Source organism: Sphingosinithalassobacter sp. CS137 (genome assembly GCF_014334115.1).
Lineage (GTDB): Bacteria > Pseudomonadota > Alphaproteobacteria > Sphingomonadales > Sphingomonadaceae > Sphingomonas.
The window spans coordinates 924,452-937,982 of record NZ_CP060494.1 but is presented as its reverse complement, the minus strand read 5'-3'; the positions used below and the strand labels follow the sequence as shown (position 1 = coordinate 937,982).

The following is a 13,531-nucleotide window of genomic DNA, read 5'->3' as shown; positions in this document are numbered from 1 at the left end:
TGCCAAGACCAAGGGGGTTTCTGCGGAGCGGCCAGTGGCGCTATGCGGGATGCGATGATCCCGCTCGATCCCGTGCCGCATCCGATCGACGCGCTGCCGCTGCGCGGCAGTCCGGATGCGGCCGCGCTCGAGGATCGCACGGGAACGCTCAGCTACGCCGAGCTCGAGGCGGGGGTCGGGCGGCTGGCGCATGTGCTGGCGGCGCTTGGGCCGGGCCTCGGCGGCCGCGTGGCGAGCTGGCTTCCCAAGACGCGCACTGCCTGCCTGTTGCCGCTGGCGGTGCCGCGCGCGCGCCAGGTGCATGTCCCGATCAATCCGATTCTGAAACGTGCGCAGGTGGCGCATATCCTCGCCGACAGCGGGGCCGAGCTGCTCGTGACTCAGCCCGCCCGGATCGCCACGCTCGAGCCGGGCGACGTCCCGCCGGGTTGCCGCATCGTCACCGAGGAGGAACTCGCGGAGGCGGGGGATGCGCTGCCGCCCTCGGCCGCCGATTCGACCGATCTGGCGGCGATTCTCTATACCTCGGGTTCCACCGGGCGCCCGAAGGGCGTGATGCTCAGCCACGCAAACCTCTGGCTCGGTGCGATCAGCGTCGCGCATTATCTGAAGGTCACTCCCGACGATCGCCAGCTCGCGGTGCTGCCGCTCAGTTTCGACTATGGCCAGAATCAGCTGCTCAACAGCTGGGCGGCGGGGGCCTGTGTCGTGCCGCTCGACTATCTCACGCCGCGCGACGTCGTGAAGGCGGTGGAGCGCCACCGCGTCACGACCATCGCCGGCGTGCCGCCGCTGTGGGTGCAACTGCTCGAGGCCGAGTGGCCCGAGGAGACGGCGGGGCGCGTGCGGCGGCTCACCAATACCGGCGGCGCGCTGACTCCGCGCATGGTGCGCGGGCTGCGCGGCCGGTTCGCGCAGGCTGATCTCTACGCGATGTATGGCCTCACCGAAGCGTTCCGTTCGACCTATCTCGATCCGTCGCTGATCGACGCTCACCCGGATTCGATCGGGCGCGCGATTCCGTTCGCCGAGATCCTGGTCGTCCGTCCCGACGGCAGCCGCGCCGGCCCCGACGAGCCGGGCGAGCTGGTCCATGCGGGACCGCTGGTGGCACAGGGATATTGGCGCGACGCCGAGCGGACCGCGCAGCGTTTCCGGCCTGCGCCAGGCTTTGCCGAAAGCCACGGCATGGCCGTCTGGTCCGGCGACACGGTGGTCGAAGGGAGCGACGGGTTGCTCCGCTTCGTCGGCCGCGACGACGAGATGATCAAGAGCGCCGGAAACCGCATCAGCCCGACCGAGATCGAGGATGCGGTGCTGGCCGGCGGTGAAGTGGCCGAGGCAGCGGCGTTCGGCGTGCCCGACGATCGGCTGGGGCAGGCGGTCGTCGTGGTGGTACGCGGCGACTCCACGCGCGAGGAGGAACTGCGCGCCCGGCTGCGCCGCGACCTGCCTAGCTTCCAGCAGCCGCGCGAGTTCGTCTGGCGTGCCGATCTGCCGCGCAATCCGAACGGCAAGCTGGATCGCGCCATGCTGAAGGCGACGCTCGGCGAAAGGGAACGAGCATGACGAGCGCGAAGCCGATGGGGCCGATCCCTCCCGAATTCGCCGGACAGGACGTGCTCACCATCGCCGGGCGTACGGCAGGGGATTGGGCGTCCGAGGCAGGCGACACGCCGCTCTTCGTCTATGATTTCGGCATTGTCGCTGCGCGGATCGCGCGGCTGCGCGCCGCGCTGCCGGGCGAGGTCGAGATCCACTATGCGATCAAGGCCAATCCGTTCGCGCCGCTTCTCGAAGCGATCGCGCCGCGGGTCGGCGGTCTCGACGTGGCTTCGGCGGGCGAGCTGGCGAAGGCGCTGGCGGTGAAGCCCGCCGCGCACATCAGCTTCGCCGGCCCCGGCAAGCGCGACGCCGAGCTGGAGGCTGCGCTTCGCGCGGGCGCGACGATCAATCTCGAGTCCGAAGGCGAAGCGGATCGGGCGCTGGCGATCGGCTTGCGGCTGGGTATCGCTCCCCGCGTGGCGGTGCGCGTCAATCCGGACTTTGAGCTGCGCGGATCGGGGATGCGCATGGGCGGCCGCGCTTCCCCCTTCGGCATCGATTCGCAGCGCGTGCCCGACCTCGTCCGCCGCCTGCTCGCGGAAAATGCCGACTGGCAGGGCTTCCACATCTTCGGCGGGTCGCAGTCGCTCGACACCGCGGCGATCATCGAGGCACAGGCCGAGACGGTGAAGCTCGCCGCCGCGCTGGCGCAAAGGGTCGGCCGGGTGCCGCCGCTCGTCAACCTGGGAGGCGGATTCGGCATCCCCTATTTCGCGGGCGATGCGCCCGTCGATGTCGAAGCGATCGGCGCGGCGCTCGGTGAGGCGCTGGCAAGCCGCCCGCCGGGGCTGGACGACAGCCGCTTCGCGATCGAGCTCGGCCGCTGGCTGGTGGGAGAGGCGGGCGTTTACCTGACGCGCATCGTCGACACGAAGGAGAGCGGCGGCGAAACCTTCTATGTGGTGGATGGCGGGCTGCATCACCAGCTCGCCGCGACCGGCAATTTCGGGACCGTCGTCCGCCGGAACTATCCGGTCGCAGTGGCGGCGCGGATGCAGGCAAGGCCCGCGGGCACGATCTCGGTCGTCGGTCCGCTGTGCACGCCGCTCGATCGGCTGGCGGATCGAGCGGCACTGCCGGAGGCGCAAGTCGGCGATCTCGTCGCGGTGTTCCTTGCCGGGGCCTATGGCGCGACGGCGAGCCCAAGCGCGTTCCTAGGCCATCCGCCTGCGCGCGAACTGCTGGCGAATGGCAGAAACTCCTAACGCTAATTTTACCTCTTGCCCCCCATAGCTTCACCGTTCCTGCGCGGATTGGCCGGTCGAGACGTCGCCGGCGAGTAGCCGTGCGTGGCGGGAGGTTCGAAAATGGGTTTGTACGGATTCGGCAAGACTCTCGCGGTGCCGCTTGTGGCTGCGCTGCTGCTCGCCGGCTGTATGGGCGCGAGCCGCCCCGAACTGCCGCCGGCAACCTTCGGCGGCACCCGTGAAGCGCCCGGCGAGGAATATATCATCGGCCCGATGGATTCGCTTCAGGTGTTCGTTTGGCGCAATCCAGAGCTTTCGACCAAGGTTCAGGTGCGTCCCGACGGCCGCATCACCACGCCGCTGATCAGCGACATGCCCGCCGCCGGCAAGACGCCGGCGATGCTGGCCGACGACATGAAGATCGCGCTCAGCGAATATATCCGCGACCCGATCGTATCGGTGATCGTCGAGAATTTCTCGGGCACCTCCAGCCAGCAGGTGCGGATCGTCGGCGCCACCGAGCGGCCGGCATCGATCCCCTATCGCGCGAACATGACGCTGCTCGACGCGATGATTACCGTCGGCGGGCTTTCCGAATTCGCCTCGGGCAACCGGGCGCGGCTGGTGCGGTTCGACGCAAGCTCGGGCCGCCAGCGCGAATATAGCCTGCGCCTGTCCGATCTCCTGAAGAACGGGGATGTTTCCGCCAACGTGCGCCTGGAACCGGGCGACGTGATCATCATCCCAGAAAGCATGTTCTGAGGAGCCGCGCATGGGAGGTCTCTACGACGAGCTTCGCGCTGCGCTGCACGCGATCTGGATGCGCCGCTGGATCGCGCTGGCGGTCGCCTGGGGCGTGTGCCTGCTCGGCTGGCTCGTCGTGTCGCAGATCCCCAACGTCTATGAATCGCGCGCACGGGTCTTCGTCCAGCTGCGCCAGATCCTGCCCAACCAGACCAACGTCAATCAGGTGGCCCAGCAGCAGCGCGAGATCGATCGCGTGCGTCAGACGCTCACGTCTGCGGTCAATCTGGAGAAGGTCGTGCGCGGCACCGAACTCGCCAACACGGTCGCCAGCGACCGCGACGTGGCGGATCGCGTCGCCTCGCTCCAGAAAATGATCAAGCTCACTGCCCAGCAGGACAATCTGTTCGAGATTTCGGCGACGGCGGGCGATCCGCGGCTGGCCCAGTCGATCGTCCAGAAGATGATCGACATCTTCGTCGAGGACAATCTGGCGAGCGACCGCGACGAGACCAGCCAGTCGCTGCGCTTCCTTGACCAGCAGCTCGAGCAGCGCCAGCGCCAGCTTCAGGAAGCGGAGGCCGCGCGCGCCGAATTCGAGCAGCGGTTCCTCGGATCGCTGCCGGGCACCGGATCGCTTTCCGAGCGCCTGTCGGCGGCGCGCACCGAGCTCTCGCGGATCGAGAATGATCTCGTCGCCGCGCAGAGCAGCCTCAACTCGGTCAATGCACGGATCGCGGCCACGCCGCGCACCGTCGCGGGTGGCGGTGGAACCGCCACCGCCGGCCCGGCCCGGGCGCGGCTCGCCGCGATCGAAGGCCAGCTCGCGGAAGCGCGGGCACGCGGCTGGACCGACAATCATCCCGATGTGGTGGCGCTGCAGAGCCAGCTTTCGGCGGCACGTGCGGCAGCCCGCAGCGAGCCGGTATATGGCGGCGGGGGATCGACCGTGAATCCCGCGCTCGTCGGGCTCCAGTCGATGCAGGCCGATCGCCAGGCGGAAGTGGCGGCGCTCACGCAGCGCAAGGCGCAGATCGAAGGCGATCTGGAGCAGCTGCAGGAGCGGCTCGAGGCCGAGCCCGGCGCGGCTACCGAACAATCGGCGAGCGAACGCAATTATCAGGTGCTCCGGGCGCAATATGAGCAGCTTCTCGCCGACCGCGAACAGGTGCGGCTGCGCTCGCAGGTGCAGACCGAAACCGACGCGGTGAAATTCAGCGTGATTGATCCGCCCACGGCGCCGCGCGTGCCGACTTCGCCCAACCGCCCGCTGTTGCTCACCGCCGTGCTGATCGTCGGCCTCGGCGCGGGCGTCGGCGCCGCCTTCGCGCTCGGCCGCTTGCAGACGACCTTCCCGACCGCGCGGCGGCTGGAAAAGGCGAGCGGCATGCCGGTGATCGGCGCGATCGGCGAAGTCGTCACCGATGCGCAGCGCGCGCTGCGGCGCAAGCGGCTCACGCTCTTCGCGGGCGGCACCGTCGCACTGGTGATCGCCTATGTCGGCCTTGTCGGCGTGGAATTCGTGCAGCGCGGCATGATCGCGTGAGGAGGGGCAGATGAACGACTCCACATCGCGCCGCTACAAGGGAACGTTGCTCGAGCGAGCGGCGGAGCATTATCATTTCGGAGTGCCCGTCGCTCCCGCAGTCGAAGTGCGCGAGCGATCGGCTCCGGTCCCCGCGCCGGCTCCCGCCGCTCCCCCGGCACCGGCCCCACAGCCTGCGTTCGAGAAGGCGCAGGCTCCCGAAGGACCGACGATTCGCCGCGGCTCCGAAGTCCGCGACGTACCGGATCATCCGGCGCCCCGATCCGCCGCGCCGGGCCGCCGCCGCGTCGCGATCGATCGCGAGCGGCTGAGCGAGCTGGGAATGATCGTGCCCGGCAGCGCCGTCACGCCGCTCGCCGAGGAATTCCGGCTGGTGAAGCGCCAGCTGCTGCTCACCGCGCGGGCCGTCGCCGGTGCCGACGCCGATCGCGCGCGCATGGTGCTCGTCTGTTCGGCGCGGCAGAACGAGGGCAAGACCTTCTGCGCGATCAATCTGGCGCTCTCGATGGCGGCCGAGAAGGACTTCGAAATCCTGCTCGTCGACGCCGATTTCGCCAAGCCCGATATCCTGAAGCGGCTCGGCGCGGACGAGGGTCCGGGCCTGCTCGACGCGCTTTCGGGCAGCATCTCCGATGTCGAGGAATGCATCCTCGATACCGATATTCCGCAGCTTTCGATCCTGCCCGCCGGCACGAAATCGGCGAACGACACCGAACTGCTCGCCAGCGACCGTGCCCGCGCCGTGCTCGACGCGCTCGCCGCGGCCAATTCGCGCCGCATCGTCATCTTCGATTCGCCGCCGGTGCTCGCGGCGTCGCCCGCCTCGGTGCTGGCGCTGCACGTCGGGCAGGTGATGCTGGTCGTGCGCGCCGACCAGACCAATGAGGGCGATCTGCGCGAGGCCGTCGCCATGGTCGACGCCTGCGAGCATATCCAGCTCGTGCTGAACGGCGTTTCGTTTCAGCCGAGCGGCTATCGCTTCGGCTCCTATTACGGGGAGGCGGCGAAGTGACTCTGCCGAACGGTGCCTTCTCTGCGCGAACGACGTGCTCGGCGATCGCGCTCGCCGCCGCGGCGACGCTCGCGCTTCCGGCCGCGGCGCAGGATCGCCAGCGGCGCGCCGACATCGCGCCCTATATCGAAGTGGGGCAGGTTCTCACCGGCGATCTATCGGGCGATGACGTGCTCACCTACACGCGCGTCTCGGCCGGTGTCGACGCTTCGGTGCAGACGCGCCGCGTCCAGGTGGCAGTCTCGTACAACTATGAGCATCGCTTCGCCTATGAGGACGATCTGGCGGACAGCTCGGTGCATACCGGCGTCGCCCGCGCCGCCGCCATGGTGCTGCCCGGCTTCAGCGTCGAAGGCGGTGCGGTCGCCACGCGCGCGCGCGCCGACATCCGCGGCGACGTCCCCGGCAGCCTGATCGGCAACACGAGCAACGTCAGCCAGATCTACTCGGGCTATGCGGGGCCGACTCTCGCCACGCGCGTCGGTCCGGCGAACGTCAACGCCGGCTATCGCTTCGGCTATACGCGCGTGGAGGCGCCGGGGGTGACCGGCGCCCCGACGGGCCAGCCGCCGATCGACTTCTACGATGATTCCACGTCGCATCTGGCGACTGCCAGCGTCGGCGTTCGCGCGGGCGCGGTCCTGCCGGTCGGCCTCACCGCCAGCGGCGCCTGGGAGCGCGAGGAGGCGGGCCAGCTCGATCAGCGCTACGAGGGGCGTTATGCGCGCGGCGACGCAGTGCTGCCGGTCGGCCGCGGCCTCGCGGTCGTGGGCGGCGTCGGCTATGAGGAGATCGAGATCAGCCAGCGCGATCCGCTGCGCGACTCCTCGGGCAATCCCGTGACGGACGGCAATGGCCGCCAGGTCACCGATCCCGCCTCGCCGCGCCGCATCGCCTATGACATCGACGGCATTTTCTGGGATGCCGGCGTGATCTGGCGCCCCAGCACGCGTACTTCGCTTGAGGCGCGCGTCGGCAAGCGCTACGGAAGCTGGAGCTACACGGGTTCGCTGAGCTATCAGCTCGGCCGCGCGAGCGCGATCCAGGTCGGCGTCTACGACAGCGTGCAGAGTTTCGGCCGCCAACTGCGCAACGGCCTGGCATCGCTTCCGACCGACTTCCGCCCGATCTCCGATCCGTTCAACAGCGGTTACAACGGATGCGTGTTCGGCACTTCCGGTTCGGCTGCGGGCGGCTGCCTGCCGGGCGTCTTCCAGTCGATCGCGACCGCCAACTATCGCGCGCGCGGCATCGACGCGGTCTTCGCGATCAATCGCGGTCCGCTGCGGATGGGGCTGGGCGCGGGCTATTCGAACCGCGAATTCATCGCGCCCGATGTCGGCTCCGGGTTCAGCGTGAACGGGCTGAGCGACGACACTTTCTACGCGCAATTCTTCGCGGGGCAGCAGGTCGGCGCCTATGGCCAGCTGAGCGGCAATCTCTTCGTGAACTATTACGACAGTGGCCTGCCGGGTTCGGAGGGGCTGTTCGGCTGGGGCGCGAATACTGCTTATTCGCACAGCTTCGGCCGCCTCGGCGCCACTGCGGCGCTCGGCATCTATGGTGTCGGCCAGGCGGCGGAAGCGGACAACAGCGTCGCCGCCCAGGCATTGCTGGGCCTGCGCTACGGTTTCTGAACGGGGAGGGGGGCTTCCCGCGGAGTGAGATGATGTACGATGACCACTACGGACTGAGCGGCCGGCCGTTCGCGCTGACACCAGATCCGAAATTCTGGTTCGATACCGCCACGCACCGCAAGGCGATGGCCTATCTCGGCTATGGTCTTTCGCAGGGGGAGGGCTTCGTCGTCGTCACCGGCGATCCCGGCGCGGGCAAGACGACGCTGATGGGGCACCTCCTCGGCCAGATCGACGAGGAACGGCTCAACGTCATCAAGATCGTCTCGACGCAGGTGCAGGCGGAGGATCTGCTGCTGATGGTCGGCACCGGGCTCGATCTCGATCTGCTCGGCCAACCGAAGGCGGCGATGCTCGCCGCGATCGAGAAGGGGCTGCACGGCGTCGCCCGGACGGGCCGGCGCACCCTCCTGGTGGTGGACGAGGCGCAGGCACTGCCGCTCGAAAGCCTGGAAGAGCTGCGGATGCTCTCCAATTTTCAGGCCGGCGGCTTTCCGTTGCTGCAGATTTTCCTGCTCGGCCAGCCGGAATTCCGCGCGACTCTCTCGGACCCGCGGCTGGAGCAGCTGCGCCAGCGCGTGATCGCGATGCACCATCTCAGCGGGATGGAGGCCGACGAGGTCGAGCCCTATCTGATCCATCGGCTTTCGATCGTCGGCTGGCGCGGCAAGCCGCGCTTCACCAACGATGCCGTCGCGGCGATGTACCGCTGGTCGAGCGGCAGTCCGCGCCGGCTGAACCAACTCGCCGGCCGCGTGCTCCTCTATGGCGCGATCGAGCGGATCGACACGTTCGGTGGTCCGGAACTCGACGCGGTGATCGCCGATCTCGATCATGACACGCCGCTGTCGGCCGATCCGCGGTCGGGGCCTGCGCCGGTCGCGCCGCCCGAGCCGGTGGCGCAGCCCGCGTCCGCATCCGCCCCGGCCGTCAAGGACGCGGAACCGCGCCCAGAGGCAGCGGGCGCTGGCGACAACGCGACGCTCGCTCGCCGCATCGCCGACCTCGAGACTCAGCTGCGGGGGCAGGACGAGGCGCTGCGGCGCGTGCTGACGCTGCTGGTCGATTGGGTCGAAAGCGACGGCGCGAAGCGGCCGGACATCTCCGCGCTCCGCAACACGGCCGCCTGAGGCGGGTCGATGGTCGCCAACGCCCTCTCGGTCGATATCGAGGACTGGTTTCAGGTCGGCGCCTTCGAAACGGTGATCGCGCGCGAGGAATGGAGTGTGCTCGAACACCGCGTCGAGCGGAACACCGATGCAGTGCTCGAGCTGTTCGCCGAAGGTGGCGTATCCGCGACCTTCTTCACGCTCGGCTGGGTGGCGGACCGCTATCCCGCGCTGATGCGGCGGATCGTCGAGGCGGGGCATGAAGTCGCCAGCCACGGCTGGGACCATCAGCGCGTCTTCACCATGGGGCCCGAGCAGTTCCGCGCCGATCTCGCTCGCGCCCGGGCGACGCTGGAGGACGCGACGGGAGCGAAGATCTCTGGCTATCGTGCCCCGAGCTTCTCGTTCGATAGCCGCACGCCCTGGGCGCACCGCGTGCTGGCCGAGGAGGGCTATGCCTATTCGTCCAGCGTCGCGCCGCTCCGGCACGATCATTACGGCATGCCCGATGCGCCGCGCCGCGCCTATCGCCCGCTGAACGATTCGGGTCTGATCGAGCTGCCGGTCACGCTCGCGCGGTTCATGGGGCGCGAAGTGACGGCGGGCGGCGGCTTCTTTCGCCTGCTCCCGGCCAGCGTCACCGACCGGGCGATCCGCGCGGCCAATGCGGAGGGCGCACCCGCGGTCTTCTACTTCCACCCCTGGGAGATCGATCCCGGCCAGCCGCGCGTCGATTCCGCGCCGTTCAAATCCCGCCTGCGGCACTATGCCCGGCTTGGCGCGATGCGCGGCAAGCTGGCGGCGCTGATCGCGGCCCACCGCTGGGACCGAGTCGATCGCGTCCTCGACGGCGTCGCAGAGGTGCGCGCTTGAACGCGCCGCTGCTCTCGCGGCCGCTGGCGTTGCGCAGCGCCGACCTCGCCGACCCGATCGAACGGGCGCGGATCGGCGCCTTTGTGCACGATCATCCCGAGGGCACGCCGTTTCACTTGCCTGCCTGGAGCACGGCGGTTGCGCGCGGCTGCGGTCAGAAGGCGCACTATCTGATCGCCCAGCGTGCCAATGGCGAAGTCGCCGGCGTGCTGCCGCTCACGGAAGTTCACTCGCCGCTGTTCGGCCGCGCGCTCGTCTCGGCGGGCTTCGGCGTCGGCGGCGGCATTCTTGCCGAGGGAGCGGGGCCTGTCGCTCCTCTCGCCGAAGCCGCATGGGAACTGGCCGCCCGGCTGAGCTGTCCGACGGTCGAGCTTCGTGGCGGGGCGCATCCGGGCGGCGCCTGGATGGCGGACGAGACCACCTATTGCGGCTTCACCCGCGATCTTGCCGAGGATGACGAGGCCGAGCTCAAGGCCGTTCCGCGCAAGCAGCGTGCCGAGGTGCGCCGCTCGTTCGAGAAGGAACTCGAAATATCCGTCGGCTGTCACGTCGATGACGCTGCGGCGCACTATGCCGTCTATGCCGAGTCGGTCCGCAACTTGGGGACCCCCGTATTTCCCCGGAGGCTCTTTTCGGAGGTTTTACGGGAATTTGGCAATTCCGCGGATATGCTGACCGTTCGGCATCGGGGAGTGGCAGTGGCAAGCGTTCTGAGCCTGTACTGGAACGGAACCGTCTATCCTTACTGGGGCGGCGGAACGGCCGCCGCACGCGCGCTGCGCGCGAACGATCATATGTATTTCGGTCTGATGAGCCATGCCCGCGAGCGCGGGTGCCGTCGCTTCGACTTCGGCCGATCCAAGACCGGCACGGGCGCCGCCGCCTTCAAGAAGAACTGGGGTTTTGATCCCCGGCCGCTCGCCTATTTCACGCGCACCGCCAACGGCGCGGCGCCGCGCGTCGTCAATCCGCAGAACCCACGCTACCGGCTGCAGGTGGCGGCGTGGCAGCGCCTGCCGCTTCCGATCGCCAATCGCCTCGGCCCCTGGATTTCGAAGGGCCTCGGGTGATGGGCGACATCCTGTTCCTCGCGCACCGGATTCCCTTCCCGCCCGATCGCGGGGACAAGATCCGCGGCTTTCATATTCTCAAGCATCTGTCGGAAAAGAAGCGCGTCCATCTGATCGCCTTCGCCGACGATCCCGCCGATCTGAAGCGCAAGGGCGGTCTTGCGAAATACACCGGCAACCGCTCGATCATCTGGCGCTCGAAGCCGCAGGTGACGGCGGGGCTGCAGGCGCTGATGTCGCACCGGCCGATGTCGTTGACGGCGTTCGACAACCAGCCGCTGCGTCAGGCAGTCGACAATATCCTCGCGCGCCATGCGATCGACACCATCTTCGTCTTCTCCAGCCAGATGGCGCAATATCTCCCGGCGCGGCCGCGCCAGCGTGTCATTATGGACTTCGTGGACATGGATTCGGCCAAATTCGCTGCCTATGCGCAGGGGGCGAAGGGGCCGATGGGCTGGATGCTGGCGCGCGAATCGCGGCTGCTGCTCCAGCATGAAAAGGCCGTCGCCGCACGCGCCGACGCCAATCTCTTCGTCAGCGAGGCCGAGGCGCAGCTGTTTCGCGAGCGGACGGGCGCCGATCGGGTGCACGCGATCGAAAACGGGATCGATACCGATTTCTTCGATCCGGCCGCCCAGTTCAAACGCATCGATTCGATGGGATCGCTGATCGTCTTCACCGGCCAGATGGATTATCGCCCGAACATCGAGGCGGTGACCTGGTTCGTCGAAACGATGCTGCCGCACATCCGCATCGCGCATCCCGATGCGCAATTCGCGATCGTCGGGCGCAATCCCACCGAGGCAGTGAAGGCGCTGGCAAAGCAGCGCGGCGTGATGGTGACCGGCGAAGTCGCCGATGTGCGCGGCTGGCTTGCCGCCGCCGCGGTCACGGTGGCGCCGCTGAAGCTGGCGCGCGGCGTGCAGAACAAGGTGCTGGAGGCGATGGCGATGGCGCGGCCGATGGTCGCTTCCACGGCCGCGGCGCAGGGAATCGATCATCGCGGCACGATCCGCGTCGGATCCACGGTGGGCGAAATCGCCGAAGCCGTGACCGAACTGCTTTCCGATCGGGCCAAGGCCGCCGAGCTCGGCGCCGCCGCACGGCGCCAGGTGATGGAGCGCTACAGCTGGGAAGCCCGGCTCGCCCCGCTCGATGAGGTGCTGGGGCTGCCGCTTCGATCCCCGCGGCGGTCGGCGGCGTGACGCTCGCCTATCCGGCGTCGGAGTTCACGCCCGACGAGGTCCGTTTCGGCCGCGGCTGGCAACGCCATGGCGCCGTGCTCGCCGGTGCCTGGGCAGTGCTGCTGTTTCTTTTTCGCGGTGACGTCGCCGATCTCGCGACGATCTACTGGACCAACACCACCTTCGGCCATTGCCTGTTCGTCGGGCCGGTGGTGGGCTGGCTGGTGTGGCAACGCCGCGCCGGGCTTTCGCAGCTGGCGCCCGCGAGCTGGTGGCCGGGGCTGGCGCTGGTCGGCGCGGGCGGGTTCGGCTGGCTGCTCGGCGATGCGGCGGGTGTCGCGCTGTTCCGCCATCTCGGGCTGGTGCTGATGCTGCAGGGCGCGGTGGTGACGGTGCTCGGCCCGCATGTCGCGCGTGCGCTGCTGTTTCCGCTCGCCTACATGCTTTTCCTCGTGCCTTTCGGCGAGGCGCTCCAGAAGCCGTTGCAGGATCTCACCGTCGCGATCCTGATGCCGCTGCTGCACGTCACTGGAGTCCCGGCGACGGTGGATGGCGTGCTCATCACCACGCCCAATGGCTATTTCGAAGTGGCCGAGGCCTGTTCGGGCGCAAAGTTCGTGATCGCGATGCTCGCCTATGGCGTGCTGGTTGCGAACGTCTGCTATATTTCCTGGCCGCGTCGGATCGCCTTCCTCGCCATGGCGCTGGCCGTGCCGATGATCGCCAACGGACTGCGCGCCTGGGGCACGATCTTCGCTGCTTTCCATACTTCGGTCGAGGCTGCGACCGGGTTCGATCACATCCTCTATGGCTGGGTCTTTTTCGGTGTGGTGATGGCGGGCGTGCTCGCGATCGGCTGGCGCTGGTTCGATCGCGATCCCGATGCGCGCTGGTTCGATCCTGCAGATTTCCCGTCGCCGGCCGCGCGCCGCATCGACGCGCCCGTCGCAGGGCTGCTGGTGCTGGCGATGGCGAGCCTGTTCCTCGCCTGGAGCAGCGCGATCGCCGCGCGCGCGGCCACGCTCCCGCCGCAGGTGACGTTGCCCGCGGTGCCTGGCTGGGAGCCGGTGCCGCTCAGCCAATCCGCTCCCTGGTCTCCGAATTATCCCGGCGCCGATCACTTCGCGCATGCGCGCTATCGTGACGGCTCGGGCGTGCCTGTCGATCTGGTGGTGGCGGTCTATGGCAGCCAGTACGAAGGCAAGGAACTGGTCGGCTTCGGCCAGGGCGCGATCCGCCAGAATGATCGCTGGGTCCGCATCGAGGATCTGCCGCCGCTCGACGGCGGCGCTGCGCTGCGCATGACGCACCCCGGCCCGATCGAGCGCGAGACCGTCACTTGGTATCGGGTCGGCGACGCGCTCACCGGCAGTGCCGCGCGAGTGAAGCTCGAAACGCTGAAGGCGAAGCTGCTTGGCGGTTCGCAGGCGGGCGTCGCGGTGCTGGTCTCCGCCGAGGGCGCGCAGGGCGAGACGCGCCCCGCCATCGAACGCTTCCTCGCCGCGCTCGGGCCGGTCGAGGGGCTTGCGGATCGCGCGTCCGGAGCCGATTAGGCGCGCGT

The 13,531-nt window shown here is 68.6% G+C and carries 11 protein-coding genes; all 11 read left to right on the top strand.

Going from position 1 to position 13,531, the window contains the following annotated elements; translation table 11 throughout:
• Positions 1-54: 54 nt before the first annotated feature.
• The 11 genes from H7V21_RS04360 (at position 55) to xrtA (ending at position 13,523) form a co-directional block, all read left to right on the top strand.
• Positions 55-1,569, top strand: a complete 1,515-nt coding sequence (locus tag H7V21_RS04360) for an acyl-CoA ligase (AMP-forming), exosortase A system-associated (protein ID WP_188055618.1) — start codon at positions 55-57, stop codon at positions 1,567-1,569.
• Positions 1,566-2,810, top strand: a complete 1,245-nt coding sequence (locus H7V21_RS04355; protein WP_188055616.1) for a pyridoxal-dependent decarboxylase, exosortase A system-associated — start codon at positions 1,566-1,568, stop codon at positions 2,808-2,810. The genes H7V21_RS04360 and H7V21_RS04355 overlap by 4 nt, the downstream gene beginning before the upstream one ends.
• A 102-nt stretch (positions 2,811-2,912) precedes the next feature.
• The gene (locus tag H7V21_RS04350) at positions 2,913-3,554 is read left to right on the top strand and encodes an XrtA/PEP-CTERM system exopolysaccharide export protein (protein ID WP_188055614.1); all 642 of its coding nucleotides are present in this window, start codon (positions 2,913-2,915) and stop codon (positions 3,552-3,554) included.
• 10 nt (positions 3,555-3,564) lie between these two features.
• Positions 3,565-5,082, top strand: coding sequence for an XrtA system polysaccharide chain length determinant (locus tag H7V21_RS04345; RefSeq protein WP_188055612.1), 1,518 nt, complete (start codon positions 3,565-3,567; stop codon positions 5,080-5,082).
• 10 nt (positions 5,083-5,092) lie between these two features.
• Positions 5,093-6,094, top strand: a complete 1,002-nt coding sequence (locus H7V21_RS04340) for an AAA family ATPase (protein ID WP_188055610.1) — start codon at positions 5,093-5,095, stop codon at positions 6,092-6,094.
• Entirely contained in the window at positions 6,091-7,731 is a 1,641-nt protein-coding gene (locus H7V21_RS04335; RefSeq protein ID WP_262504004.1) for a hypothetical protein, read from the top strand. Before H7V21_RS04340 ends, H7V21_RS04335 begins: the two co-directional genes overlap by 4 nt.
• A gap of 32 nt (positions 7,732-7,763) precedes the next feature.
• Positions 7,764-8,861, top strand: coding sequence for an AAA family ATPase (locus H7V21_RS04330; protein ID WP_188056352.1), 1,098 nt, complete (start codon positions 7,764-7,766; stop codon positions 8,859-8,861).
• A gap of 9 nt (positions 8,862-8,870) precedes the next feature.
• A complete protein-coding gene (locus H7V21_RS04325; protein ID WP_188055608.1) occupies positions 8,871-9,713 on the top strand; it encodes an XrtA system polysaccharide deacetylase in 843 nt (280 codons plus the stop codon).
• Positions 9,710-10,783, top strand: coding sequence for a FemAB family XrtA/PEP-CTERM system-associated protein (locus H7V21_RS04320; RefSeq protein WP_188055606.1), 1,074 nt, complete (start codon positions 9,710-9,712; stop codon positions 10,781-10,783). Before H7V21_RS04325 ends, H7V21_RS04320 begins: the two co-directional genes overlap by 4 nt.
• Positions 10,783-11,991: a TIGR03087 family PEP-CTERM/XrtA system glycosyltransferase gene (locus H7V21_RS04315; protein WP_188055605.1), complete on the top strand. Its 1,209-nt coding sequence runs from the start codon at positions 10,783-10,785 to the stop codon at positions 11,989-11,991. Before H7V21_RS04320 ends, H7V21_RS04315 begins: the two co-directional genes overlap by 1 nt.
• Entirely contained in the window at positions 11,988-13,523 is a 1,536-nt protein-coding gene (gene xrtA / locus H7V21_RS04310; RefSeq protein ID WP_188055603.1) for an exosortase A, read from the top strand. The genes H7V21_RS04315 and xrtA overlap by 4 nt, the downstream gene beginning before the upstream one ends.
• Positions 13,524-13,531: the final 8 nt, after the last annotated feature.